General features: G+C 72.0%; 21 protein-coding genes. 7 read left to right on the plus strand and 14 right to left on the minus strand.

Features of this window, described 5'->3' with window-relative positions:
- Positions 1 to 46: 46 nt before the first annotated feature.
- Positions 47 to 1,162, minus strand: coding sequence for a YncE family protein (locus OG488_RS37450; RefSeq protein WP_329237810.1), 1,116 nt, complete (start codon positions 1,160 to 1,162; stop codon positions 47 to 49).
- Positions 1,163 to 1,645: 483 nt separating this feature from the next.
- On the opposite strand from OG488_RS37450, the gene OG488_RS37455 reads away from it, so the two are divergent.
- Positions 1,646 to 2,719, plus strand: a complete 1,074-nt coding sequence (locus OG488_RS37455) for a DNA polymerase III subunit beta family protein (protein ID WP_329237813.1) — start codon at positions 1,646 to 1,648, stop codon at positions 2,717 to 2,719.
- A gap of 25 nt (positions 2,720 to 2,744) precedes the next feature.
- The gene (locus OG488_RS37460; RefSeq protein ID WP_329237815.1) at positions 2,745 to 3,260 is read left to right on the plus strand and encodes a hypothetical protein; all 516 of its coding nucleotides are present in this window, start codon (positions 2,745 to 2,747) and stop codon (positions 3,258 to 3,260) included.
- Between the two features lie 129 nt (positions 3,261 to 3,389).
- Here OG488_RS37460 and OG488_RS37465 read toward each other — a convergent pair whose 3' ends face one another.
- On the minus strand, positions 3,390 to 3,809 hold the full coding sequence (locus OG488_RS37465; RefSeq protein ID WP_329237818.1) for a hypothetical protein: 420 nt from the start codon (positions 3,807 to 3,809) through the stop codon (positions 3,390 to 3,392).
- A gap of 112 nt (positions 3,810 to 3,921) precedes the next feature.
- Between OG488_RS37465 and OG488_RS37470 the strand changes: the two genes are divergently transcribed.
- Positions 3,922 to 4,335 carry a thiol-disulfide oxidoreductase DCC family protein gene (locus OG488_RS37470; RefSeq protein WP_329237821.1) on the plus strand — a complete coding sequence of 138 codons (414 nt, stop codon included), beginning with the start codon at positions 3,922 to 3,924 and terminating at the stop codon, positions 4,333 to 4,335.
- A 46-nt stretch (positions 4,336 to 4,381) separates the two neighbouring features.
- Here the strand turns inward: OG488_RS37470 and OG488_RS37475 are convergent, their stop codons facing one another.
- Positions 4,382 to 4,930, minus strand: a complete 549-nt coding sequence (locus tag OG488_RS37475; protein ID WP_329237823.1) for a tellurite resistance TerB family protein — start codon at positions 4,928 to 4,930, stop codon at positions 4,382 to 4,384.
- Positions 4,931 to 5,801: 871 nt separating this feature from the next.
- Between OG488_RS37475 and OG488_RS37480 the strand changes: the two genes are divergently transcribed.
- Complete coding sequence (locus OG488_RS37480) at positions 5,802 to 6,251, plus strand: spore-associated protein (RefSeq protein WP_329237826.1); 450 nt, start codon at positions 5,802 to 5,804, stop codon at positions 6,249 to 6,251.
- Positions 6,252 to 6,639: 388 nt separating this feature from the next.
- On the opposite strand, the gene OG488_RS37485 is transcribed toward OG488_RS37480, so the two are convergent.
- The 8 genes from OG488_RS37485 to yhfZ form a co-directional block, all read right to left on the minus strand.
- A complete protein-coding gene (locus tag OG488_RS37485) occupies positions 6,640 to 7,881 on the minus strand; it encodes a phosphopentomutase (protein WP_329237828.1) in 1,242 nt (413 codons plus the stop codon).
- A gap of 19 nt (positions 7,882 to 7,900) precedes the next feature.
- Complete coding sequence (locus tag OG488_RS37490) at positions 7,901 to 9,064, minus strand: alanine racemase (protein ID WP_329237831.1); 1,164 nt, start codon at positions 9,062 to 9,064, stop codon at positions 7,901 to 7,903.
- A 2-nt stretch (positions 9,065 to 9,066) separates the two neighbouring features.
- A complete protein-coding gene (locus tag OG488_RS37495; RefSeq protein ID WP_329237834.1) occupies positions 9,067 to 10,182 on the minus strand; it encodes an aminotransferase class V-fold PLP-dependent enzyme in 1,116 nt (371 codons plus the stop codon).
- Position 10,183: 1 nt separating this feature from the next.
- Positions 10,184 to 11,140: a phosphotriesterase family protein gene (locus tag OG488_RS37500; protein ID WP_329237837.1), complete on the minus strand. Its 957-nt coding sequence runs from the start codon at positions 11,138 to 11,140 to the stop codon at positions 10,184 to 10,186.
- A 47-nt stretch (positions 11,141 to 11,187) separates the two neighbouring features.
- The gene (locus OG488_RS37505) at positions 11,188 to 12,525 is read right to left on the minus strand and encodes a YhfT family protein (protein ID WP_329237840.1); all 1,338 of its coding nucleotides are present in this window, start codon (positions 12,523 to 12,525) and stop codon (positions 11,188 to 11,190) included.
- Between the two features lie 42 nt (positions 12,526 to 12,567).
- Positions 12,568 to 12,924, minus strand: coding sequence for a DUF2620 domain-containing protein (locus tag OG488_RS37510; RefSeq protein WP_329237843.1), 357 nt, complete (start codon positions 12,922 to 12,924; stop codon positions 12,568 to 12,570).
- Positions 12,925 to 13,007: 83 nt separating this feature from the next.
- Positions 13,008 to 13,394: a transcriptional antiterminator gene (locus OG488_RS37515; RefSeq protein WP_329237846.1), complete on the minus strand. Its 387-nt coding sequence runs from the start codon at positions 13,392 to 13,394 to the stop codon at positions 13,008 to 13,010.
- A gap of 95 nt (positions 13,395 to 13,489) precedes the next feature.
- Complete coding sequence (gene yhfZ / locus OG488_RS37520; RefSeq protein ID WP_329237848.1) at positions 13,490 to 14,428, minus strand: GntR family transcriptional regulator YhfZ; 939 nt, start codon at positions 14,426 to 14,428, stop codon at positions 13,490 to 13,492.
- Positions 14,429 to 14,748: 320 nt separating this feature from the next.
- Between yhfZ and OG488_RS37525 the strand changes: the two genes are divergently transcribed.
- Positions 14,749 to 16,866, plus strand: a complete 2,118-nt coding sequence (locus OG488_RS37525; protein ID WP_329237850.1) for an FUSC family protein — start codon at positions 14,749 to 14,751, stop codon at positions 16,864 to 16,866.
- 162 nt (positions 16,867 to 17,028) lie between these two features.
- Positions 17,029 to 17,805: a DUF427 domain-containing protein gene (locus tag OG488_RS37530; protein WP_329237853.1), complete on the plus strand. Its 777-nt coding sequence runs from the start codon at positions 17,029 to 17,031 to the stop codon at positions 17,803 to 17,805.
- 32 nt (positions 17,806 to 17,837) lie between these two features.
- Here the strand turns inward: OG488_RS37530 and OG488_RS37535 are convergent, their stop codons facing one another.
- From OG488_RS37535 to OG488_RS37545, 3 genes are all read right to left on the minus strand, one after another.
- Complete coding sequence (locus OG488_RS37535; protein WP_329237857.1) at positions 17,838 to 19,400, minus strand: mucoidy inhibitor MuiA family protein; 1,563 nt, start codon at positions 19,398 to 19,400, stop codon at positions 17,838 to 17,840.
- Between the two features lie 8 nt (positions 19,401 to 19,408).
- Positions 19,409 to 21,490, minus strand: a complete 2,082-nt coding sequence (locus OG488_RS37540; protein ID WP_329237860.1) for a DUF4139 domain-containing protein — start codon at positions 21,488 to 21,490, stop codon at positions 19,409 to 19,411.
- Positions 21,491 to 21,841: 351 nt separating this feature from the next.
- Positions 21,842 to 23,194 carry a tetratricopeptide repeat protein gene (locus tag OG488_RS37545; protein ID WP_329237865.1) on the minus strand — a complete coding sequence of 451 codons (1,353 nt, stop codon included), beginning with the start codon at positions 23,192 to 23,194 and terminating at the stop codon, positions 21,842 to 21,844.
- A gap of 313 nt (positions 23,195 to 23,507) precedes the next feature.
- On the opposite strand from OG488_RS37545, the gene OG488_RS37550 reads away from it, so the two are divergent.
- Positions 23,508 to 25,127 (plus strand): protein kinase domain-containing protein, encoded by a 1,620-nt coding sequence (locus OG488_RS37550; RefSeq protein ID WP_329237868.1) that lies wholly within the window; start codon positions 23,508 to 23,510, stop codon positions 25,125 to 25,127.
- Positions 25,128 to 25,152 lie beyond the last annotated feature (25 nt).

Here is a 25,152-nt window from a genome sequence, read left to right on the forward strand (position 1 = left end):
TTCCTGCGGCGGCCCTGGTCGCCGTGCCGGTGGCGAACGGCTCGGATCAGCAGCCGGGACGCCGTCCGGCCGGTTCGTGACGGAGAGGAGCCTCAGGGCTCAGGCGTATCCGCGTCAGCCCGTCCTCTCCCGCAGGACCGGAGCCGGACTTGTCGAGGACGAAGGCGGTGCCGTCACCGGTCGCCTTGACGTGGTTGGGCAGTGCTCCGGTGGCCACGGTCTCCACGACCCTTCCCGCACGGGGATCGACCACCGACACGCTGCCGGCCAGCCGGTTGACGACCAGCACCCGGCCCGAACACGGCTCTACAGCAACGGACTTCGCGCCCTCACCCGTCGCCACGGACCGAGCGACGCTGCCCTTCCGCAGATCGACGACCGAGAGGGTTCCCGAGGTCTGGTCGGCGGTGTAGGCGGTGCGCCCGTCGGCGGAGAGCGCGAGCGAGAGCGGTCCGCCGCCCGTGGGGACGAGGCGCGGCGTCCTGGAACCAGGAGCGACCTCGATGATCCGGCTGTTGGTGTGGTCGGCGGCGTAGACCGTCCCGGTCCGTTCGTTCACCGCAAGTCCCGTCGGCCCGCTCCCCTCGACGGTGACACGCCTGATCTCCTTGAAGGTACGGCTGTCGAAGGCCACGAGGGCGCCGTCACCGAACGAACTGGCCCACACGATGTCGCGCTTCTCGTCCACCACGACCTCGCGGGAGTGGTTCACGTCCGGGCGGGTGGCGATGTGTCTGCCGGTCCTCTGGCTGTAGACGGCGACCGAGTTGCTCCGGGTGTTGGTGACCCAGACGGTGTTGTGCTCGTCGTCCACGTCGATGCCGTAGACAGCTTCGAACGTGCCGTGGGCGGGAGGCGTGTAGGCCGCTTCCACCTCCAGGGTGTCGGGGTCGATCCGCAGCAACTGCGATCCCGTGACGGGGGCGGGGGGCTGCCCCACGGAGGCGGTGGCCCAGAGTACGTCGTTGCGCTCGGAGTACGCGGACTGGTACAAGCCCTGTGCGAGGGGCCGGGACGTGACATGCGAGCCGTCCGGAGTGCCGACGCCGCTGCTGGTGCCGGCTGTGGCGGTCCCGGCCCCGGTCAGTGCGAGAGCGCTGCCGAAGGCGAGCGCCACGGCAGTCGCGGCTGCGCGGCGGACACGGCGATTGAGCGTGGCCATGTGTGTGATCTCCCTGGACGCGCGCCTCCGTCGAGGCGCACGCGGTATCGGGCGGGGGTCGGACCGCGCCCTTCTGTCCACTGTCGGTCGGCTGCCCGAGGCGCTCGGAATCAACGGTCGGGAACGCGTGCGTGGTGATGTTCTTCCAGCGCGCGATGACCGTCGGCGGCCCATGCCTCAGTAAAAGTTAGGTAACCCTAAGCTAAGTTTTGCCCCAAGGGCAACCGTGAACGGCCCTGCGGCGGCGGCAGGGTGCGGGCGGTGGTGTCGCCGGAAGTCTCAGGAAGTCGCCCCCGTATCCGCCCCGTCTACGCCTGGTGAAGCTTCTTGACCACGGACTGCGGACCACGGACTGCGGACCACGGTTCGCGGAGCACGGAGCACACGTAGCCCTTCCTCGCGTCCCCGATCCGGGTACGGATGCGTTGCACTTCGGGTGGCCGAAGTTGACCTTCGAGTTGGTTGAGGCTCGATGATGCCGGGGTGCCAGATTCTGAACTGATGCCGATCGGCGTCTTCGCCCGACGGAGCGGATTGACCCCCAGCGCGCTGCGGTTCTACGCGGACTCCGCGCTGCTCGTACCCGCCGCGATCGATCCGGTCACGGGGTACCGCTACTACAGCGCCGCCCAGGTGGCACCGGCGACCGCGCTTCGCCGGCTGCGTGAGATGGCCATGCCGCTCCCGGGCGTCGAAGCGGTTCTCGCTGCCGGATCCGACGAGGCGTCCAGGCTGGTCGACGAGCATGTCGCAGGGGTCCTCCGGGAGGCGGCCGTGGCACGACGCGCAGCTGCCGTGGTCAAGGCCTCGCTCGCCGGTGTGCCCGCTCTGCCCATCGCGGTGCTGAAGGGCCCGGTGCTGGCCGACGCGGTGGAACAGGTCCTGACCGCGACCGTACGGGAGCGCGGTATGCCAGTGCTCGCGGGTGTGCACGTCGAGGTGACCCGGGAAGCGGTCAGTCTGACCGCGACGGACCGCTACCGACTCTCGACGCGCACCCTGGTGCCGGCCGAACCACCCCTGCGGACATGGGCGGGAACGGTCGACGGCGACGAGCTTCGGACCGCGGCGGCGGCGATCCGCCGGGGCGCCACCGTACGGATGGAGGCGATGCCGCACGGGATCCGGCTACGCGTGGCACACCTCGAGGACCAGTACTGCCGGTTGCTGATCGAGGAGGAGTTCCCCGACCACCGGCAGATGCTCGCAGCGCTCGGCGAGGTCACCACGCGTGCGACGGTGTCCAAGGACCTGCTCCTGCGGGCCCTTGAGGAACATCCCGGTGACCCGATCGGTCTGCACGTCACCGACTGCTCGCTCAGCCTCCTGCCCACATGCGACGGCGACGTCGAACATCGGCTCCCGGCCACCGGAAGGGGGCAGGCCCTCCGGATCTGGTTCGAGCTGACCACCCTCTATCCCGCCGTGAGCACCGCCATCGGCCCTGACGTGATGCTCGACCTGAGGGGAGACGCACAGCCCGTCACGATCCGCTCCGCGGACCGGGGCGATCTCACCACTCTCGCCATGCCTGTCAAGCCCGATCACTCCACCTGACCACGGACCAGAAGGAGCATTCCGTATGACCGCCACTCCCGCCGGCACCAGCCCCGACCCGACCATGGAAGCCATCGGCCGAGCCCTCACCGCGGGCCGTGCCGGGGACGTCACGTCCGCGCGCACGGACCTTCTGGACCTCTGGTCCTCCATCGGTGTCACGGGGGATCCGCTCCACCGCTGCACCCTGGCGCACCACATGGCAGATCTCCACGAGGACCCCGCCCAGGCACTGGCCTGGGACGTCCGCGCCCTCGACGCGGCCGACGCCCTGACCGACCAGCGTGTGCAGGACCATCACGCCGGTCTGCACATCGCCGGGTTCTACTCCTCGCTGCACCTCAACATCGCCGACAACTACCGACGGCTGGGGTCCTTCGACGCTGCCGCCGAGCACATCCGCGCAGCCGAGGCGCACGCACCCAGTCTTCCCGAAGGCCCCTACGGCGACCTGCTTCGCACCGCCACGAGAGAGGTCGCCGAGGCCCTCACCCGGCGGGACACCACGAGGCGGGCCTCCGCCCCCGGGCCCACCGCCTGATGCCCCCGGGGGCCGCTCTGTAGCGCCTGGCGTCCCCAACCGCCCAACCGCCCAACCATCCGCACCCGTCAGCCCGGCACAGGCGCATGGACCGTCACCAAGTCGGCAGGTCCGGACCGAGGGCGTTCGTCACCGGCCCGGTGGCCGCACCCGGGGAGCGAAGCGCAGGCCAGGTGCAGCGTCCTCACGCCAATACCTCAAGACCGTTTCCCGGACGATCTCGAGCCGCTCAGCGGCGATGAGACACGAGATGTTCTCCTGCCCGCCGGCGTCGGCCTCGAAAGCGACCACGACAGGTGGTTCCTCACCCAGCTGACGGGAAACCCTCCGCAGTTCGTCGGTCGACGGGGCACGGAACGTCGGATCGTAGAAGCTCGACGGGCAGCTCACGAAAAGCGGATCGTCGAACACCAGCTCCAGGCCGTGGGAGTAGGACAGGTCATGGCCAGCGGCGAGCCGCAGCTGCCCGGGGTCCCAGGCGACCACGTCCCAGTCCCACCAGTTCCCCTCAGGAAGTCGGATCCCGGCAGGCGGTTGTACGGTGCTCACCCTCACCACCCCTTCACCCGTCCGAACAGATCTGCGGGCCCCGGCACCGCGACCGGTGTCCTCACCCTGAGGGGGTGATCGCGCGATGTGCCCTGTGCGGCATGATGAGGGTATGCGGACGCTACCTGTACTCATTTACGACGGGGACTGCGCCTTCTGCACCTCCTCCGTCCTGTTCGTCGAACGCCATGTCGGGCCGCGCTGCGAGATCACGCCGTGGCAGTTCGCGGACCTCGACTCCCTCGGTATCACCAGCGAGCGGGCGGAGTACGAGCTGTTGTGGGTCACCCCGGCCGGAGTGGCCCACGGTGGTGCCCAGGCCGTCGCCAAGCTGTTGCTGAGCGCGGGAAGAGGCTGGGCCGTCCCCGGAGCGCTGCTCACCGTGCCACCCCTCCGATGGATCGCACACGGGGTGTACCGGCTCATCGCGAACAACAGGCAACGGATGCCGGGCGGTACGCCCGCCTGCGCCCTTCCCGCGGACCGCAGGACTGCGCCGCCTGGGGCAACTTCCTCGCACACGTGAGACCGGGCCGGCCGCCCCACCAGGGGCGGCCGGCCTTCCGTTCGGATCAGAGCTGGAATTCCGCGGGGGACAGCCCCAGTGCCGTGCAGGCCTCCCGGAGGATCATGTGCTCGGCCTGGGAGAAGGTGCCGTCGGCGCCGGCGACGACGATGCCGGTCTGGAGCACGGCCCTCGCCTCCGTCGGCTTCTTGGCCGTCTTGACGATCTCCTGCAGTGCGTCCGCCTTGCCCTGCTGGAAGTTCAGGCTCAGCTGGTCCACGTGCTTGTTGAACCGCTGGCGCAGTTGCTCCGGCGGGAAGTTCTGCAGGACGTCGTTACCGAGGATCATCGACTCCACGTGCTGGCGCTCGGCAGGGTCCACATGCCCGTCCGCGGCGGCGACCAGCGCGCACATCGCCATGCTCGCGTCCCGGTAGGCGCCGCTCTTCAGCTCCGTCTTGAGGGAGGTGAGCTGTGATTTCAGCGCGCTGACCAGCTGCGCGCGCGAACCACCTCCGGAACCCTGCCCGCCGCTCCTGCCGGCGGTCGGCCCGCGCCCGCCCTGAGACTGCTGCAGAGTCCTGGCCTGATCCTTGAGCCGGTCCCACACTGCCATGGAGGTCACCTCGGTCTTCGTCTGAATTTTCGGTCACGAGCCCGTGCGCTCACCCTGCCAACGGGCAGGTACGGGTAAAGGTTCCGCAAAGTGATCCGATGATGCGTGCGAACTCTCGGTCGCCATCCGTGAAGTCGTCGTCCGTCCGCCCCGAGGAAGCGCATGCGGCGCGCGTGCGGCGAAGTCGCACGATGCCTGTCATGGACGCAACCCGGGACGACGTACGCTGCGGGCTCTGTGGGCAGGTCGAGGATGCCCGGCACCGGCGGATCCACGAGAAATGAGGGCTCGGTTCGGGTGGGCGCGTGGAGTACGTAGTCGTCGGTCTACGCGGCGCCACCGCGCACTGCCGAGAGGTAGATGATCCCTCTCGGGCTTTCAGGACCGGTGCCGACGTGCTGGCGGAGCAACTCGGGATCGACCTGTCCGATCTCCTCGCCCGCCATGCCGCCTGCGTGGAGACGCCGGGGGATTACGGCGTCTTCCGGAGCCGGTTCGAGCTCGCCTGGCATGTGACGGTGCCGGTATGCCCGGCGTGCTGCCGGCACCCCCGTGGCCGGCCGCGGCATCGGCCGGGGCGTTCTGTTGCCGCCGGGGCGGCCCGTCGCTGCTCCTGGGGAGCGGTCCCCACCGAACGGCACGGCAGGTAAGCCGAACATCACGGTCGTGCCTGCTCAGGTGCGCCGGCGTGCAGGGTGGCGGTCGAACGACGGGCCGCCTCGATCAAATCCTGGAGCCGGGCGAACCGTCCGGTCGTCACGTGCCTGTGTGATCGTTCGGCACCTCTGCGTAACTCCCGTGCAACCATCCCGCCCTTTCGAGGGTCACATCAAGCAGGAGCAAACAGCTCTCAGGGACACAAGGGGGAAATATGAGAATCGCGCGTAATGTCGCGGCCCTCGGCGCGTTCACCGCACTCGCGGTGGCCGGCACGGCCGCATTCAGCACGACGGCCTCCGCCGCACCGAACGTCACACCGCAGGGCGTCTGCGGCAAGGCCTACAAGACCGTGAACTCCGTGCCGGTCGGCTCGCTCGGCACCGTCTACCTGACGTACAACTCCGCCAACGGCAAGAACTGCGTCGCGACCATCCGTGCCAACCCCGGGTCGGCGAAGCCCATGTCGGCGTACATCTACGTGCCGGCCACCGACGAGTGGGCCGGTGACGACGGGAACTTCACGTCGTACGCGGGTCCCGGCTACGTCTACGGCAAGGGCTACTGCGTGAGCTGGGGCGGCCACATCAGCAACGTGTACGTCTCGGTGGAGAACTCCAACTGCGCGGCTCTGAAGGAGCAGAGGGTCACCGAGATCCGCTGAAACCGCACCTTCGTCCGCCACGCGCTCACGCGGGTGACAGGCGCCTCCCCTCCAGCTGCAGCTGCGGAGCCGGCCTGTGTCCCGAGCCGGAGGTGGTCCGGGCAGGAGCTCCTGCCCGGACCACCTCCGTACGCGCGCCGAAGGGGCAACGGGATGATCTTGGATCGAACGGGCGGACGGTGACGCCGGCAGTCACCGGCTCTCGTTCGGCCGGGGCAAGGCGAGGACCGTCACCAGTTGACCGACCGCTGGGGTGGACACGGCCAGGTCCGGCAGCGATGGGGGGAGTTGGGGCAGTGGCAGCAGCACGCCCCCGGGCTCTCCGATCACGACTGATTCTGCCCCCTTGCCGCGTACCGCGGTCACACCCGCGTGCCGCCAGGCCTCCTCACGCCGCACGGCGGCCCGCGTGGAGCGGCGTGCCGCCGGCCAGCGCCTCGGGATCCAGGGCCAGCGACGCCGCGGCGGTGGCGCCCACGTCCGCCAGGCTGTGCGCGTCCGGCAGCAGCTCCACCCCGTCCGCGCCGGGCCGGTGGATCAGGACCGGCACGTACTCCCGGGTGTGGTGCGCGTGGCCGATCGTGGGGTCGTTGCCGTGGTCGCCGGTGACGATCAGCCGGTCGCCGGGGTCCGCGAGCAGCGCGACGAGCCCGGCGAGGCCGGCGTCCACCTGCTCCAGCAGGCGCCCGTACCGTTCGGTGTCCTGTTCGTGCCCCGCCAGATCCGTCTCCTGCACGTTCGCGACGACGAGGGCGTCCCCGGCGGTGCGCACGGCCTCCAGGGTGTGCGACAGGACGTCGGCGGTGGCCACGGCCGGATGACGTTCGGCTGTGTCGCACACCAGGATGTCGGCGGCCTTGCCCACCAGGGTGACCGGGATGCCGGCACGGGCCGCCAGCTCGGGAAGCTGACGGGTGTGGTCGAGCGGGGCGCCCAGGTGCTGCACCTGGAGCCCGCCGTTGCGGTAGAACCCGCTGGCCGGGGTGTCGAGCCCCGTCGTCCCCCCGTCTCCCGCGCGGACGAAGGTGGCGAGCGGCCCGTCCGCGTGGCCGCCGACGGCGATGACCCGCGCGACGGGAGCGACGGTTCGCACGGTCCGGGCGATGGAGAGGATCCCGCCGGGACCGTCGAAGGGGAGGTCGTCGAGGCGGCCCGACGCGTTCCAGTTGATCCCGGGGTCGGCCTCCAGGTTGTCGTGGACGAGGACCGCCCCGTCGACGACGAGCAGGGGCTTTCCGTCGACCGGTTCGGCCCGGTGGCCCGCGGCCTCCAGGGCCTCGGTCACCTCGTCGAGGTGGTCGGCGAGCCTGGCCACCGTCACCCGGCTGAAGTCCGCGCCCATCATGGTCTGGTGGCCGGCGAAGGTGTCCGCGCCCGGATAGCCGAGGGCGGCCCTTCCCGCGGCCACGGGCAGATGCGTGCGGCGCGCCAGATCCGGATGCGGATGGACGAGCCCGAGTCCCAGAGCCCCGAGAACCGGCAGCCGCAGGGGCCGGCCGAACGCGGTGCGCGCGTGGTCGAGGACATGCCCGCAGGTGTCGGCGGAGAGGTCGCCGGGACGCAGGGCGCCCGCGTCGGGCATGGCGCCGACTCCGAATCCGTCGATGACGACGATGACGGTCTTGGCCATGAGGTGCTCCTTGAGTTCCTTACAGGGCGCGGCCCTGGGCGTCGTACAGGCCGTTCAGCCGGGGGGAGCCGGAGGCGAGTCCGGAGACGACGGCGACGGTCGAACGGGTGACGAAGATCTGGGTGCGGAAGGCGAACAGCGCGGTGTCGCCGATCGCCACGTCCGTACCCCGGGCGGGCGCCTCGAGCAGCCGGTAGTAGTCGATGTTCTCGGCGGGCGCGTCCTGCACGCCCAGACGTGTACCGGTACGGGGCAGGAGAGCGCCGCGGATGTGGGACCGGGCGTAGAACCCGCCGCCGTACACCGCCGGACGTCCGTCGTCGAGGGTGTGGGCGACCTCGCTGACGTACACGTACGCGGGCTTCTCGGGCTGCGTCGGATCGACGGCGTGCAGCGGGGTGGTTCCGGTGAGGGCGTGGCCCGGCTCGCCGTGGGTGGCGCCGAGTTCGGCGAGCAGGGGGAGTGAGGCCATCGAGGTGGCGCTCGGCGCACTGAGCCGGAGGCCGTGGTGCCCGCGCGAGACGAGGAGCTCGCGTGCCTTGAGAGCGAGAGAGAAGTTGGGGGTGGCTGCCGGTGCGCCTGTCGCCGGGTCGCACAGGACGCAGGGGAAGGCCGTGACGCCTCCGATCCGGATGCCGTCCAGCGCTTCCGCCGCCTCGGCGAAGACGTCCAGCCGGTCGAGCGGTACGCCGCCCTCCTGGCCCGGATAGACGGAACCGCCGGCACCTTCCAGCCGGATCAGGATGTCCTGGACGACGCCCAGCTCACGCGCGGCGTCGGAGACGGCGCGGGCGTTGGCCAGGTCGAAGACGGTGACGGTCTCCGGGCGGCGGGCCAGGACCTCGGGCAGGGTGCGCCGCGGGATCTGGACGAGGTGGCCGACGTTGCCGGGCAGTGCTCCGGCGGCGTGCAGGGTGCGGGCCTCGGCCGGGTCGATGGCGGCGGAACGGGGGATGTGCCGGGCGATGGCCCGGATCAGCTCGGGGTTGCGGCCCAGTTGCTTGACGACGAACCAGAGGCTGATGCCGAGCCGCCCGGCCTCGGCCGCCAGCAGCGCGGCGTTGGCCTCGACCGCGTCCAGGTCCATGACGTAGGTGTCGGGCGGGATCTCGCCATCCCGGTGCAGGGCGGCCGCGGCGTCGACGAGCCCGGGATTGAGGGTGAGCAGGGTGTCGAGAAACACGGTCAGTCGTCCTTAGGGTCGTCCAGGGCGGCGAGCGAGCCGCGCAGGATGTCGACGACGAGGTCGGCCCCTGCACGCATCGGGTTGATGCGGACGGTCCAGTCGGCGAGCTCGGGGGAGTCGTCCAGCGCCGAGCTGGACATGCGGTAGAAGAGCGGGGCGATCTCGTAGCGGGAGTTCGAACCGACCGGGTACGGGGCGGCTCCGAGGCGCGCTGCGGCGGAGGGCAGGTCCCGGGCGACGGGCCGGTCCAGACGGACCAGCAGACAGCGGTCCTGGGCGTTGGCGATGCGCACCTCCGCCACACCGTCCACCTCCCCGGCCGTGAGGCGCTCCGCGACCTCGGCGCCCACCCGGGACTGCACGGACCACATGACGGGGACGTGGGTGAGCGCGCGGAGGGCGTCGAGTGCCTGGTGGCCCTGCACCTGCCCACCACCGGAGTAGTTGTCCCGGCGGATGTGCGTCACGAGGTCGCGGGCGCCGACGACGAGTCCGACGCCCTCGGGTCCGTGCAGCTTGAAGAGGGAGAAGCACGAGGCGTCGGCGCCCAGTTCCACCCCGGCGGCCGGGGTGCGCATGACGGCGTAGTTGTCGTCGACGAGGGTGCGGACCCCGGCGGCGCGGCAGGCCGCGAGGACCTCGGCCGGATCGTAGGAGTCGGCGAGCCGTTGTCTGGTGTGCTGGACGTACGCCCACCTGAACTGCCCCGACGCCAGTGCTTCGCGCAGTTCGGAGGGGTCGTTGAAGTCGGCTTGGACGGTCCGCACCCCGAGGCCCCGCAGGGTGACCTCGGTCGTGCGGTAGACCGGGGCCCGGTGGATGAGCAGCGGGTCGCCCGCCCGGACGGCGGCGTTCAGGGCGGCCCGGATCGCGCCGGTTCCCGCGCCCTGGACGAAGGCGGCGTCCTCGGCTCCGAAGTAGTCGGCGAGTACGGCCTCGACGCGGGCGGTGGTGCGGGGACGGCCGAGGCCCGGGACGACGCCGGCGTCGGCCGAGAAGAGCTGGTCCCCCTCGAAGTGGGCGGCTGTGGCCTCCAGCAGCCGGAACTGCTTCGCGACGGCGTCGTCCAGGCCGACCGTCGCCAGCGGGAAGGTGGGGGGAAGTACGGGGTTCATGTCAGTGGTCCTCCTCGCTCGCGCCGGTCAGGAAGCGCAGCGGATTGCGGCGGGTCAGCAGGTCGACCAGGTCGTCATCGGCGCCCTCCGCCCGGAGGCGTGGCAGGAAGCTCCGGAAGAGGTGCCCGTAGCCCTGGCCCCCTTCGTCCAGGAGGTAGCCGTGGCGGGAGATGTCGCAGCTGAGCAGGGCGCGGTCGGCGTGGCCGGCCTCCACGAGGGCGAGCAGCAGCCTCAGCCGGGTCCGGTCGTCCTGGTAGGACGACTTGCCCACGGTGTCGAAGGCGACGTACGCCCCTCGGGCCGCGAGTTCCCGGTGGACGCCCGGGTCGTCGAGCAGGTCCTGGTGGCCGATGCCCACGCGATGGGCGGGCAGCCCCTCACCGGTGAGCAGGTCCAGCTGGGCGAGGCCGCCCCGGCCCAGCTGTGCGTGGGTGGCGACGGAGAGGCCTGTGGCCAGCGCGGCACGCGCACCGGCCCGGAGCACCTTGGCCTCGGAAGCGGTCGGGACGTCGCCGTGACTGCCGATCTCACCGAGGACACCGGGCCGGATACCGGTCCCGTCGACGCCGTCCTCGATCTCGTGGACGAGGACCCCGGTCAGCTGTTCCACATCTCCCGCGTCGATCTCCGGCGTGTGGAACGGCTCGTAGTACCAGCCGGTCGCCGCGACGACGGCGACCCCGGACTCCCGGGAGATCCTCGCCAGGGTGTCGGCGTCGCGTCCCATGCCCCGGCAGGTCAGCTCGACGACGAGGGCGAGCCCGGACTCCTCCCGCAGCGTGGCCAGCTCGGCTGTCACGGCTGCGGCGTGGACCTCCGGGTGGAGGACGGCCGCACCGTCGCCCCGGCGGTCCAGGTCGAGGGCGAGGTGCTCGTGGGCCAGGACGGGACCGTGTACGGAGCCGGCGGGCAGCTCCCCGGTGACGGTGCGCAGGGTGCGTGGTGCGGGGCGGTTCATGGTGGGGTCTTTCTTTCGCGTACGGCCCGGTCCGATCGGTTGAGGCGTCAGCCCTTGATCGGGGTGAACAGGTCGAGCCAGTACAGGATGTTCAGCAGGATTCCGCCGACGATCACGGCCGCCGGGGCGGCGGCCATCCTCACGACCGGCCGGCCCATGGCCTCGTTCAGCAGGTAGAGACCGCCGACGACGAGGATCCCGAGGCCGCCCCCCATGGCGTTGGCGGCCATCAACGACCCGAAGAGGATCGCCAGCTGGAGGGTGTCCCCGATGGCGCTGCGCAAATGCTCGGAGGAGTCCCGGACGCTGGGCAGCTTGCCGAGCAGCTTGCCGATCCAGGAGAGGGCCAGCACCTCCACGGCGAACACGAGGGCACCGACCACCGCAGCCACGAACGGGTTCGGCATCAGGTAGCCGATGGGGTACACCAGCGTGAATCCGGCGATCCCGTAGGCGCCGGAGGCCAGCGCGGTCGTCGCGATCAGCGGGATGAAGCCGAACACCCGGTAGAAGTCGACCTGGGCGGCCTCGGAGTACTGCCCCTTGGCGATCAGGAAGCTCGTCGCCTCGCCGCCGCCGAATATGTGCATCTGGGCGAGCACACAGACCCCGGCGCCGAGCACCATGAACAGGGGGAGGTACCTGCGGAGGCGGGCGGCACTGGCACTGAAGAGGGACGCCATCGGGTCGTCGTCCGGCAGGACGTCGTCGGTGACCCCCGCCGCACGGTCGGCCCGGCGCTGCCTGACGTCCTTGGAGACGGCCAGCCCGATCAGCATCAGCACACCGACCGCCATGGCCAGTGCTCCCGCGAACATGTCGGGCCACAGCTTCATCGTCATGACGACGAGGACCAGTTCGAGGACACCCGCGATGCCGCCCCACCCGCGGCCGAACTGCTTCGTGATGGCCAGCACCGGAAACAGCGTGAAGAGGAACAGGATCGGCGTCGACATCTGCTGCATCGCGGTCAGGAAGTCGACCGGGAGGTCGTGGGCGACGTTGTTCGCGCCGTTCAGACCGAAGACGACCACGGCGCCCCAGGCCGCGCCGAGGATCGGGGCGAGCCACTTCCTGGGCGCCAGCATCCCGAGGATGTCCGTGGGCAGGAAGACCAGCCAGGGGTTCAGCACCCCGGTGGACAGGGCCATCGGGGCACCGAGCCCGAAGATGAAGCCCGCGGAGAGACCGAAGGAGACGGCCGTCGTCGCGCTGCGGGTGGTGCGCCCCTGGATGAAGTCCAGCAGGAAGGGACGTACCCCGTCGTTGAAGACGGCCAGGGCCATGTGCGAGATGTAGGCCGTCAGCGCGCAGAGGGCTATGACGGTCAGCTGCTGGGCCAGCGTGAAATCAAGGCTGGTTCCGGCGGCGAGTGTGGTGCTCACGAGTCACTCCTTCGTGCCCGGGATGATGCGAAGAGGCTGTGGTCAGCCGCGGGCGGCGATGGCGCGCGCCATGAGAGGGGCGATGGTGTCGATCTGGTCCATCGAGAACCCGAAGACCTTCTTGCCGTCGGCGAGCAGGGCGGTGACCTCCTCCTCCGTGGGCACACCGCGCCCGAAGGTGTGGCAGGCGGCGCTTCCCATCAGGCCGACGAGCACACCCAGGGAGGCGCCGGCGCCGGTGTGGCAGGTGCCCAGGTAGTAGTCGGCCTGGCCCACCCGGAGCTTCATCGCGGCGTCCATGTCGCTGGACGGGGCGATGTCGAGTCCGTCGATGCCGAGGGCGCCGACGGTCCGGGTGACCTCGACCTTGCCGACTCCGCCCGTGAGGATCTTCGTCATGGCTGTTCTTCTCCTTGTGTCGGTTCGTCCACGCGGCGGGTCCGTCCCCGCGGCGGTGACTCCGCGCCGTCGGCCGTGGCCGGTCAGGACGCGGGTGGGGGAGTGGGCTGCTGGGCCAGTACGGCCAGGTGCATGCCGAGGAAGTTGACCTCGGACTCGGGGAGCGCGGACCCCAGCTCCTTCTCGGCGCGGGCCGAGACGGCGCGGGCGCGGGCGACGGCACCAGGGTGCCCGGCCAGCTCCGCGGCCACCTGGTCGTCGGTGAGGTACTGGTCGATCGGTTCCCCGTCCACCAGCCGGCCGAGTGCCATCATCAGATGGCTGGTGAGCATCCCGGCCGTCGCCTCGGTGACGGTGAGACCCTCGGACTCCAGCGCGGCCAGTTCGGCGGTGACGAAATCGGCCACCTCGGGCCGGACCTGACCGCCCTCGCGGAAGAGCTGGAGCCGCAGTGCGAGCTGGTCGTCCATGGTGATCCTCCAGAAAACAACAGTAACCAGGATTCTGTATTTTGAGGGCGGGCGACGCTCCGGAGATGCGAGATTCCCGTCACCCCGCCCGCGGGTCAGTAGGACGGGATGCGCTCCCCCCTCAGGACCTCGCCCTGCAGCCGCGTCACCAGGGAGAGGTCGAGCGAGGCGCGGACCGCGGCCAGGGCCTTCGCCCCCTCGGTCCGGCAGATCACCGCGGCGCTGGAATTGCGCAGGGCCAGCTCGCGGGTGACCTCGTCGCCGAGGGGGAGCACCTCGACACCGAGTCCGATCCGGTCCTGGGCCTCGTCGAGATTCCAGACGGTCGCGTCCACCTCGTCACGGGCGAACAGGTCGGGCAACTGCATGTACGAGGCCTCCCGCCACCGGATGTCCTGCCGTCCGGCGAAGACCCGTTCCACGAGCATCCGCAGATCCTCCGAGGTGTGGTCGACGGCCACCCGCAGACCCGGTGCGTCCAGGTCGGTGCCACGGCGCACGAGCATGCCGTGGGCGCCGACGTAGGTGGCCGGGCCGAGGTCCGCCACCAGCTCCACCGGGTGCTCGGCGATCAGCTGGTCGGCGGCGAACCGCGACAGTACGACCAGATCCACCTTGCCCTCCAGCAGCGCCGCCGTCCGGGCCCCCGCGCCCCGCATGAACGTGACGGCGAACGGTGCGCCCGCCTCCTCGAAGGCGCCGCGCAGACCCGTCGCCAGGCCCTCGTATCGCCGGGAGTAGGGGAGCGGCATGGCCGCGAGCAGGGTGCCCAGCCCGGACAGCCGCCACAGGACGGTGCGGTCGGAGCGGACGAGGAACGTGCCGAGGTGGCCGCGCGCGGTCGTGGCGATCGCCCCGGACTGCTCCAGCAGTTGGAGGGCGGCCTGGACGGTGCCGTTCCCGCAGCCGAGCTGTTCGGCGAAGTCCCGCACGCGAGGCAGGCGCGTCTCCGGCTCGTGGTGCAGGAGCAGAGCGGCGAGCTGCCGTGCGGCGAGGCCGTTACGGGTGAGGAAGCGGTCATCCAGGTCGTTCACGAATCAAACAGTAAACAGGATTCTGGATATTGACAAGGAGTCCGGTGCGCCGGAATCCGGGACCCTCGCCGGCCGGGAATCCGGCCCGTACGAAGCGGGACGCCGGGTCCGCGGGCCGGGCGCCCGACGGCCGCCACCGCGAGCGGGCGGAACGGCGTCGGTCGACAATGGCGCCAGGCGGCAGGAACGGACCCCTGTGGCCTCCGTCGAGCGAGAGGTGTGCGGCACATGGGCGCCGAGCCGCCACCGGTCGACGAGGACCGGCGCCCCTCCCGTACCCGGGCGGCCACCTCCACGAGCCGCACCCAGGGGACGCGGACATGAGCGCCGGGCCCGGGCGGGCGGCGGTCCTGCGCAGATCCCTGCGGGTGACGCTCGCGGCGAGCGCCGGCTTCTACCCGCTTCGCTACGCCGCCGATCTGCCGGTCGCCGCCCTGTACGCCCTCTTCGCGCCCATCGCCGTCGGCCTGCTCTCCGCCATCCCCGGATCCGGACGTCAGCAAGCCTTCGTGACGCTCCGCGCGCTCCCTCCGGCCCTGGTCCTCGCGACGCTGGGGACCCTGGTCGCCGTGGACACCTGGGCGGCGACCGGCGGCATGCTCGTGGTCGGGTTCCTGCTGGCCTTCGCCACCGTGGCCGGCCCTCGTCCGGCCGGCGCCGCCCCCGGTCTGCAGCTCTTCTACATCCTCGCCTGTTTCCCGCCGTACGCACCGGAGACGCTGGGGGAGCGCCTCGCGGGGCTGGTCCTGGGGATGCTGCTCCTCGCGGCCGGCGAGGTCCTGCTGCCCGACCCGTCCGTCGCCTCCTACCGGGAACGGCTCGCGAACGCACTCGGCACGGCATCCCGTGCGGCCGCCGCCGGCGAGGTCTCACCGGAGCACCTGCGCGAATCCGGATCGAGAATGCGCCTCTCCCACATCCCGCCGTCCGAGCGCCCGGCCGGTGCGGGCAGGGCGGACCGTGCGCTGGAACAGGGCGGCCGTTCCGTCAGACGCCTTCTGGATCAGCTGGCAACCCTCTCCGAGGCGTCACCGGTGTCCCCCGACCCGGTGTCCACCACCCTCATCCGCAAGGTCGCCGAGACGTGCGACTCCTGCGCGCACTCCCTGCGCACCGGCTGCCGCCCGCCCGCGCCGGGGGAGCTGGAGCGGGCGATGCGGCACTTCCAGACGGAACGACGCGCCCGGACCCGCTCCGGAGCGGCCGGTCCCACTCCGTCGAAAGCCGTGCTCCGACGGCAGTCCCGGGTGCTGGCGCTGGCCGAATCGGCGCGGATCGTGGAAGTCACCGTCGACATCGCCGCGAACGGACGGCCCGGGGAACCACCCGCCCCGGCCGAACTGTTCTGGTACGCGGAACTCTCCACGCCCCGGCTGTGGGCACGGCGCGCCCTCGGGAACGTGACCCTCAGGTCGGTGCTCTTCCAGAACGCCGTGCGGACCGCACTCGGCCTGGCGGCCGCCCGGCTGGTGGCCGGATCGCTCGACCTCGACCACGGCTTCTGGGTGCTGCTGGCCGTCCTGACCCTCGGGCGCACGACCGTGGGCGAGACCTGGCAGGCGGTACGCCGAGCGGTGGCCGGCAACGCGGTCGGGGCCCTGGTGGCAGGGGCGCTCCTGACGGGGATCGGACCGCACACCGACGTGTACGCCGCACTTCTCGCCCCGGCGATGCTGGTGGGATTCTCCGTGGGGCCCATGCTGGGGATCGCCTGCACGCAAGGGCTGTTCACCCTCGTCGTCGCCACCGCGTTCGCCCAGATCGCTCCCGCCACCTGGCGACTGTCGGAGGCGCGGATCATCGACGTCGCCACCGGCAGCGCCATCGGACTGCTGTGCGGGCTCCTTGCCTGGCCGGCCGGGGCGAGGCGCGAGGTCCGCCGCGCGATGGCCGCGCTGCTGCGCGCCTGCGGAGGGCTGGTACCGCCGACCGCGGAGGTGCTGGTGAACCCCGTGCCCGGATCGAGGGCCGTGCCGGGGACCCTGCCGACCCTCCACCGGCTGCGCCTCGCCGAGGCGGCCTACGCCCAGTACCGCACCGAGGCGCGGACCACCCCGGGGAGCGCCGAGCCCGACTGGCACGCGGTGCTCATGGTCGCCAACCACGTCCTCCAGGGCGCGCACCGGCTGCCCCGCTTCGGTCTCCGCCCGAGCTCCGGCCCCTCGGGCCCGGCCGCGACCTGGGCCCGCGCCGCCGCGACCGGACTCGACGCGGATGCGAACCGGATCGCCCACCTGTTCACGGGGGCCGGCCCGCGGAGATCCGGTCCGCCCTCCGCGCCGGGCCCGAACGTCTGGTCCCCTGCGTCCCTGTCCGTCGACCTGGAGGTGTGGATGACGAGCCTCCGTGACCAGTTCGCCAGGATCGAGGCCTCAGCGGCGCGGTCGTCGCTCCGGCGGTCACACGGGTCACGGGCGCCCGAGGCCCGGGACACCTGAGCGCCTGTCATCCGGCGCCGCAGCGCCACGGGTTGCCGTATCCATGCGTGACCCGTCGTGCATTCTGTAGCATTCGGGACGAAACGGTGAAGGATCCGAGGCAAGGGCATCCGCCCGAAGACGCCGGGCGTACGGACGACGAGCGGACAGAGGTGGCCACCGATGGCGGACGAAAGCGTTCAGTACCCCGGCCTCATCGTCCCGGTGGGGCACGTCGAGCCCGTGCCGCGCCGCGTGCGGGCGACGCTCGGCGGTCAGTCCGTCCTCGACACCCGGCGTGCGCTGTACGTGTGGGAGTGGCCCGCCTACCCCCAGTTCGGCATCCCGGTCGAGGACGTGGCCGAGGGAGTACTGACCGACGACGGCCATGTGGAGCAGAGGGGCGCCGGGCCTGCGCGACGCCACACGCTGAGGGTCGGCTCCGAGGTCCGCGAGGGCGCGGCATGGGTGTGGGACGACGGTGCTCCGGCTTCCCTTCACGGAACCGTCCGATTCGACTGGGACGCGTTGGACTCCTGGTACGAGGAGGACGAGCCGGTGTTCGTCCACCCGAGGAGCCCCTACTCCCGGGTGGACGCACTGCGTTCCTCCAGCAGTGTCCGCGTGGAGATCGACGGCGTCGTACTGGCGGACGCGCCCCACTGCGTCAAGCTGTTCGAGACCGGCCTGCCGACCCGCTACTACCTGGACCGCGTGCACGTCGACCTGGCGGGGCTGCGTCACTCGGACACGGTGACCCGATGCCCGTACAAGGGCACGACCAGCGGTTACTGGTCCTTCGACAGCGATGCGGCCGCCCACCAGGACATCGCCTGGGCGTACGACTTCCCGACGGTCCACGTCAACCGCATCGCCGGCCTGGTCGCGTTCTACAACGAGCACGTCGACCTGTACGTGGACGGTGAACTACTGCCGAGGCCGGCGCCCATGGGCGCGTAGGGCGATCGGTCCCCGGAAGGAAGCGGTACCCCTCAGAGCCCGGTGACCTTGGCCGTCGCGGACAGTTCGTGGACCAGGGTGAGCGTCCGTCGGCCGTCGGGCGGAAGAGCGACGTCCCAGCGGACGATGCCTTCGGTGTCGACCGCGTCAGGGGCGGGGGAGCAGAGGTCCTTCCGCAGACGTGTCTCCACCGCCGAGACCTCGGAGACCGGGACGCGCTCCCGAACGGTGACGATCCGGTCGCCCTGCTCTCCGGGAGCGGAGAACCGGGACAGGCGGAGCGTGACCGTGCGGGTGATGAGGGTCCGCTGGGTGATCCCGCCGGTCTCCCGCGTCTCCTCGACGTGCCGCACCACCCGCTGGTCGTCGCAGCTGCCGAAGGCGAGCTCGACGGGGGCGCCCGGGGCGGTGAAGTCCACGGTGCCGCGCCCGCTGAACCCGCCGGCGCGGACCAGGTCCACCGGCCCGGCGAGCAGGGCGTGGCCCGCCGGACCGTCGAACCGCACGAGTCGGGTCACGAGGGGGGAGAGTTCGGGCGAGCAGGCGTACTCGGTGCGGGCGGTCGTGGTGCACGTGGAGAGCGGTACGCGGTGCGCGCGGCCGTCACTCGGGACGGAGACCTGCGCCGGGGCCCGCAGGACCCGTGCCTCACCACCGTCCTCCACCCCCGGGAGACCGAGAACCGGGGCCGGGCCGAGGCTCCGGATCTCCTCCTCGCGCAGCTCGACGTCGACCGCCCGGCGCTCTGCCGCTGTGCGGTCCGTGAGCGTCAGCCGGTCCTCCTCCAGATGTGGCGGATCCGTGGCGAGCGCCGAGCGGGCCGTCGACAGCGTCAGCCGTACGTCGCGCCACTCCTCACCGGTGCGCTGCCAGACCATGGCGTCGGTCTCCAGCGTCAGGGAGTCCCCGTCGAGCACGGCCCGGTAGGCGGGGCGCCACAGCGCGCACGGGACGAGGTGGCTCAGACGCAGCCCGGCCGGCCCGGCGGCCGCGGCTTCCACCGTCAGTTCCACGTGGCCGACGAGCTCGGCGGGCTCCTCCTCGGAAGCGTGAAGCGCGGTCTCGATCTGCCGGAGTTCGTCGTGGAGTGCGGACAGCCCGGCTTCCACGGAGCGCAGCTGCTCCCCGCACTCCGCGCGTTCGTCGTCGACCCGGTCCAGCTCATCGGCCCAGCGCGACCTGTCGGTCTCCCCGGAGCCGGCCCCCTCGGCGACCTCCCGCAACAGGTCGGCGGCGAGCACACCGAGCAGGTCCCGGCGGGCGTGCAGCCGGTCGCGCCGCCGCTCCACGGCGAGTCGTTCCCCCGCCAGGGCATGGGCCCGCAGACGCAGAGCCGAGTCGTCATCGGCGTGCGGCAACGGTCCTCGCGGAGTCCAGCTGCGGGTGATGCGCACGTCGAGCACGGTCGCCGGGTGATCGGCGGTCAGTTCCGCGTGGAGGGACCGGTCGACGGCCAGCGCGCTGACCGGCCCGAGACGCAGCCGCTGCACCCCTGCCTTCAGGTCGAGTACGACGGCACGCTCGACGTGGGCGCGATCCTCCAGACAGGCCACAGCGGTGACAGGAAGGGCTATCGGCTCCAGGGGTGTGCTCATGATGTGTCTCAGCTCCTGCGGTTGCCGCCGACGAGGGCCTTGCCGGCCGGCAAGCGGATCTCGTAGCCACCGTCGAGCACGGCGGTGCCGCCCGCGGGCAGATCGACCCGCCGGACACGCGTGCCGGGGGCATGGTGATCGAGTCCCTGACCGTCCTCCGGCGTGGTCCAGCCGGCCCGTTCCTCGATCCGGACATCCGTCTCGGAACTGACGGGCACCCGCTCACGGACTTCGACCGTGACGGGCCCGGTGAGGTGGTTGGCCAGCTCGATGTGGACCTGGTGCTCCAGCACGGTGACGTTGTTGCGGAGACCCGATGTGGACTCGCGCTGATTCGTCCGGCGAGTGACCCGGACACCCTCGGCCGGTCCGAGCCCGACCCGCCGGACCGCCCCGGGGGCGAGCGTGGGGAGCGCCGCGGTCAGCAGGAAGTCGCCGTCGACGGTGACTTCCACCGGGCCGGCGAGCAGAGCCTGATCGGTGGTGTTGGAGAGCACCGACGTCGCGTACACGGTCTGCTCCACCGAGGGTGCGCAGAGGTACTCGGTGTGCGTGCCGACCGCGATCTCACCGACGGTGACGGTGTGCCAGGTGCCGTCCGACGGGATGTCGACGCGGGCTGCGGTGTCGAAGCGGTGATCGAAGGAGCCGGCCGACTCCCGGGGCCGAACGGCGTGCCCCGGCAGCGGCAGCGCGGCCATCGACTCGGCGCGGCGACGGTACTCGGTGGCCACCGCGTCGGAGGAGGAGCCGGGGAACAGCCTGCCCCGGCGACCGCCCTGATCCTCGGGGCCGCACAGGACGAGGTCCGCGTAGTCGAGCTCGGCGCCGCTCGGCCGTGGCGGGCCGGACGGCGGTGCCGCTGAGGCCGGTGGCGGTGCTGCTGCGCCGGGGGGAGCGGGCGCCATCGGGGCGGGGGCAGCTGCGAACGGTCCGTCAGCAGGCCTTCGCCCGCCACCCGTACGGGCACGGGCCTGCGGCGCGGGCGCGCCGGTGAAGGACTCGGGGGCGGACCCACCCGGCGCCGGGGGTGGGCCGGGCGGCCCGCCGTAACCCTGAGGTGCGGGGGGTGGCGGTGGAGTCGGCCGGGACGCTGCGGCCACGGGCAGGGCCGCCCCGGCCACGGGCACGGCGTTCGAGGTGGCAGGGCGGGGGCCCGCCGCGTCGTATCCCCTGAACAGTCCCGCGAGACCCGCTGGCGGCTCACGCCAGCCGGACGGGGCGGGGGCCGGCTGACGGCGTCCGATGCGCATCGACCGGAGCTTCGGGAGTTCGGTCCCGCGCCGCAGGTCGGCCGTGGCCAGTCCGACGGACACGCCGGTCCAGTCCTCGCCGGTGCGCTGGGCGACCGAGGCACGCAGCACCAGCCGGCCGCTGCTGTCCCCGTGACGGAAACCGAGACGGTAGGCGGGAACCCAGACGGCCCCCGGCACCCCGTATTCCAGCTCGATCCCGACCTCCGCGTCGGCATCCGGCGCCCCGGAACCTGAGGTGTCGACGGTCAGGAGAGCCGAGACCGTGGTCGCCACGTGCGCCGCGGGCGCGTCGGTGGAGGCGCGGGCGAACGCGTCCACGGCGATGTCGAGTGCGTGCTCCGTCAGCCTCAGCACCTCCTCCACCTCGGCGAGACGGGTGTGCAGCCCTGCCAGCCGCTCGTCCACGAAGCCGGCGAGCTCCAGCCACGCGTCGACCGGGGTACGCCGGTGAGGATCGTCGCGCCTGCGGGCCGGCGGCACCGGACGCAGAGTGCCGACCTCGCCGATCAGGCGAACCAGGTGGTCCTGGCGACAACGCGCCGCTGCGAGCTCCTCGGTCAGCCGCTCGACCTCGTGCCGCAGCCCCTCGGGCTCGGTACCGCCGAGCGGCTCGGCATCGACCTCCACCCGGGCCTCGCTGACGCGCACTCCTGCGGTGCCCAGCACGCGGGCCCTCAGCGACCCCGGGTCGAGAGACCGGGGAAGCCCCGTCACCCGCACCTCACCGTCCGGTGGCACGCAGCCCCGTGCCAGGCGACGGCAGAGCGCCCCCTGTCCGTACACCACCACAGAATCGAGGGTCGACCCCCACCTCCGCACTGCTTCGGCCGTCATCTCGTCCGCCCCCATCCGCGCCGAGCCGAGTGTACGCCCGGGTGCTGTGACGCGGTGGGCGGTGGCACCCCCGACATGCTTCCCTCCACTCGGCGCACCCCGTGAAGTCGCCGTCCGCCCGGCGTTGGAGGCCGACTCGGCCGGGCCCGGAACCCTGCTCGCGGCGCGGATGTCCGCATCACCCCGGCCTCGGCGAAGAGGGCGGTCGTCAGACTGCTCCGGTTCTGCCGTGTCATGTATCCACAGGCAGGTGCAGCCCGCCGTTGAACACCTTCGTCGAGAGGGCGCGTACGGCCGAGCAGTTCGGCCCGGCTGCAGTGGTCAGGTGGCAGGGCGCCTGCGGTGTCGTCCCTAGAAGGGCGGACAGTCGCTGTAGCTGGCAGGCGTCGGCCTCGGCGCGGTGGGGCGCGGCGTCCGCAGCAGCGCCACGGCCTCCTCGACCCGGCCCAGCCTCACCAGCAGCGGACCCAGAATGCGTCGGTGGTCCGGGCGGTCCACGTCGAGGAGGGCGACACCCTCCTCCGGGCGCCCGGCGTCAGCCAACAGGCCGGCCAAGCTCGCCACCGCAAACGGACTGCCGCCCTCGGGGTGTGCCCTGGCCTCCTCCACCGCCTCGTCCAGCCGTCCGCAGGCGGCCAGGAGCGGGCCCCGCAGCCGGAACAGCTCCCACTCCTCCTTGCCTCGCCGGGCCTTGAGAGCGTCCAGGTGAGCGAGGCCCTCCTCAGCGCGGCCCTCTGCGGCGAACAGCCTGCACAGCAGGTCGACGACCCAGTCCTCGGCGCTGTCCAGCCCGCGCACCACCTCGACGGCCTCGGCGCCCCGCCCGTGCCGGGCGAGCAACTGGGCCAGCTCTGTCGACGCGTGACAGCGGTCGTGCTCCGCCTCCAGCCGGTACACCTCGACCGCGCCCGACACGTCGCCGCGGGCCTCCAGCAGTTCCGCCAAGTGGCCGGCGGCCACCTGCTGTCCCTCGACCGCCGCGTAAGCGCGCAGCTCGTCGATCCGGCCCTGCCGTTCCAGCAGTTCGGCCAGCGGGTCACGGCTGTTGACGGGCGTGGAGCCGTAGGTGCGCAGCACCTCGAGCGCCTCGTCGGGCCGGCCCTGCGCCTCACGGACGGATGCCAGCAGGTTCACCGCGTTGAACGGCTCGGGGTACGGCCTGCCGCACTCCGGGCTGCCGCATCGCGGGCACAGGCACCCCGGGGCAATCCGGGCCGTCAGCAACGCCGCGACCTCCTCGCCCCGGCCCAGCCCGACACCCACCTCCACCAGGGTCTCGGCGAGGGACCAGTCCGCGACGTGCGGCAGAAGCAGTGCGTAGGCCTCCTCGCCGCGCCCGTTCCGGGCCAGGAGCAGGGCCAGGTCGTGCAGCGCGGGCGGCTCCCCGCCCCGTGTGAAGGGGCGGACGAGGGAGATGGCCTCCTCGCCGCGGCCCCCCGCGTCCAGCAGACGGGCTGCCTCTGCGGCCGCTGTCCACCAGCCCGTCCCCACGTACGGGGCCAGCACGTCGAAAGCCTCCTCCAACTCGCCCCGGCCGGCCAGCAGGCGTGCCCAGGCGCGGGCGCAGAACCAGTCACCGTCCTCCGCCAGGGCCTCGGCGCGCACCACGCCGACATGACCGAGGCCGAGGAGACGGTCGACGAGGTCCGGCGGTATGCACTCGTCGTGCATGCGGGTCCGGCGGTCGAGTACGGCGGCGTCCATGGTCGCACCCTAACGGCCGCCCTGCGCACCGTCCTTGTGTGCCCGTGCCTGCCCGCCCGGGCTTTCGTGTCCATGGTCCGCCGTGGTGGCAGGTCGGGTGCCGGTGGGGGGAGCGACGGCGCCGCGCATTCCGGAGGGGCCGCGATGATCCGGCTGCCTGACGCGGGGTGGAGACGGCCTCCCGTGACAAGGTCGTCCCGGCTCGGGCAACTGCATGCGGGCCCACCGTCCGGTGCGCGACGATGCAGTGCGGTGCACGGGGAGCGGCCGCCGGGGGGCGCCTCCCGCGTCGTCATGGGACAAGGGGCAGGGCATGGAGTGGGGCGGAGCAGGGGCGATACGTCCGGGGCAGCGGATCGGACGCTTCACGGTTCTGACCGAGCTGGCGAGCGGAGGGATGGGCCGGGTGTACCTGGCGCGTTCGCCCGCGGGACGCACGGTCGCGCTGAAGACACTGATCACGGACAGCGCGGACGACCGAAGACGGTTCGCCCGTGAGATCGAGTGCGCGAAGCGGGTACGCGGCGTCTACACGGCGAGCGTCGTCGACGCGGACCCCGCGGCGCGGGTGCCGTGGATGGCGCAGGAGTACGTGCCCGCGCCCTCGTTGAAGGACCTGGTGGAGAGCTGCGGCCCGCTGGGAGCTGACGCGCTGCACTGGGTGGCCGCCGGAATGGCGGAGGCGCTGGCCTCGCTCCACACCGCAGGCCTCGTGCACCGGGACGTCAAACCCTCGAACGTTCTGCTGCCCGTCGAAGGACCGCGCCTGATCGACTTCGGCATCTCGCAGGCGCACGACCTGACCCGGACCCAGTCGGCGCTCGGCACCGTCGCCTATGCCGCACCCGAACAGGCCCGGGGGGAGCCGACGACGGAAGCCTCCGACGTGTTCTCCCTCGGAGCGACCCTCTTCTACCTGGCGACCGGTCGTCCTCCCTATGCGGACCTGGAAGAACTCTCCGCCTTGGAGCTCCTGGTGAGGGCGGCCAACGGAGAGACCGACGTCTCGGGGCTGCCGCCGACGCTGGACGCCCTTGTTCTCCCGTGCCTCGAACGGGATCCGCGGAGGCGGCCCGCGCCGGGCGAGGTCGTGGCCCTCTGTGCGGACCACCTCGGAGGCAGGCAGGCGGGCCATGCCGACGGGACCGTACTGGACACCCGCTGGACCGCCTCCATCGAGCGTCACCGGGCCGAGCGCACCGATGCCCTGCGCGTCGCGATCCGTGACGTCGACGACACCGGCGAAAGTGTGTCCGCCCGCCGCCGGGCGGGGCCGGACGAACCGACACGAGCCTTCGGGGTGCACCCGACCGCGCACCTGGCCGAACCGCGGACCAGGTTGCCGCGTCCGGGCCGGCGGTGGTGGACCCTCGCGGCGGGAGCGGTCGTGGTCGGCGCGAGCGTCGTGGTGTTCGTGCTCAGGCCCTGGGAGGGAGGTGACGCGGCCCGGGCGGGCGCCCCCGACCAGCCGGTGCGCATCCTCGAAGTGTCCGAGGAGCAGCCCGGGATATGCCCTGACGGCAAGGCGTCCGACATCGATCCGGTGAGCCCCCGGCCCGCAGTCCCCTCCGGCCGGGGTTTCACCTCCGACGACCGCAAGCGGTGCGTCGTCGTCTCCACCGCGCCCGGCATGACGGTGAACAGGTTCGAGGAGGTCACGGCCTTTGAGGACCGTGAGCAGGGAGGCCAGGGCGGATGGTCGGTGAGGGTCGTGTTCGGCGACAAGGACGCCGAGGCGTTCGCCGAGCTGACAGGTGACGTGGCGGGCCGGGCTTCGCCCACGGACTCGTTGGCGATCGTCCAGGGTGACGACCGCCTGCTGGTCTCGGTCGGGGTCGTCGAGTCGATCACGGGCGGTGAAGCGGTGATCGCGACCCGACTCGGGCGCAACGAGGCGCACTTCCTCGCCAGCGCGCTCGGTGGCCCTTCCTGAACCCGCCCGGAAGACGCCTGAGGCG

The sequence above is a fragment of the Streptomyces sp. NBC_01460 genome (assembly GCF_036227405.1).
GTDB lineage: Bacteria > Actinomycetota > Actinomycetes > Streptomycetales > Streptomycetaceae > Streptomyces.

Coding starts and splice junctions, on each gene's coding strand:
- OG488_RS37450 (WP_329237810.1), bottom strand. CDS start 1,162: ATGGCCACGCTCAATCGCCGTGTCCGCCGCGCAGCCGCGACTGCCGTG.
- OG488_RS37460 (WP_329237815.1), top strand. CDS start 2,745: ATGACCGCCACTCCCGCCGGCACCAGCCCCGACCCGACCATGGAAGCC.
- OG488_RS37470 (WP_329237821.1), top strand. CDS start 3,922: ATGCGGACGCTACCTGTACTCATTTACGACGGGGACTGCGCCTTCTGC.
- OG488_RS37475 (WP_329237823.1), bottom strand. CDS start 4,930: ATGGCAGTGTGGGACCGGCTCAAGGATCAGGCCAGGACTCTGCAGCAG.
- OG488_RS37480 (WP_329237826.1), top strand. CDS start 5,802: ATGAGAATCGCGCGTAATGTCGCGGCCCTCGGCGCGTTCACCGCACTC.
- OG488_RS37485 (WP_329237828.1), bottom strand. CDS start 7,881: ATGGCCAAGACCGTCATCGTCGTCATCGACGGATTCGGAGTCGGCGCC.
- OG488_RS37495 (WP_329237834.1), bottom strand. CDS start 10,182: ATGAACCCCGTACTTCCCCCCACCTTCCCGCTGGCGACGGTCGGCCTG.
- OG488_RS37500 (WP_329237837.1), bottom strand. CDS start 11,140: ATGAACCGCCCCGCACCACGCACCCTGCGCACCGTCACCGGGGAGCTG.
- OG488_RS37510 (WP_329237843.1), bottom strand. CDS start 12,924: ATGACGAAGATCCTCACGGGCGGAGTCGGCAAGGTCGAGGTCACCCGG.
- OG488_RS37515 (WP_329237846.1), bottom strand. CDS start 13,394: ATGGACGACCAGCTCGCACTGCGGCTCCAGCTCTTCCGCGAGGGCGGT.
- OG488_RS37525 (WP_329237850.1), top strand. CDS start 14,749: ATGAGCGCCGGGCCCGGGCGGGCGGCGGTCCTGCGCAGATCCCTGCGG.
- OG488_RS37530 (WP_329237853.1), top strand. CDS start 17,029: ATGGCGGACGAAAGCGTTCAGTACCCCGGCCTCATCGTCCCGGTGGGG.
- OG488_RS37535 (WP_329237857.1), bottom strand. CDS start 19,400: ATGAGCACACCCCTGGAGCCGATAGCCCTTCCTGTCACCGCTGTGGCC.
- OG488_RS37540 (WP_329237860.1), bottom strand. CDS start 21,490: ATGACGGCCGAAGCAGTGCGGAGGTGGGGGTCGACCCTCGATTCTGTG.
- OG488_RS37545 (WP_329237865.1), bottom strand. CDS start 23,194: ATGGACGCCGCCGTACTCGACCGCCGGACCCGCATGCACGACGAGTGC.
- OG488_RS37550 (WP_329237868.1), top strand. CDS start 23,508: ATGGAGTGGGGCGGAGCAGGGGCGATACGTCCGGGGCAGCGGATCGGA.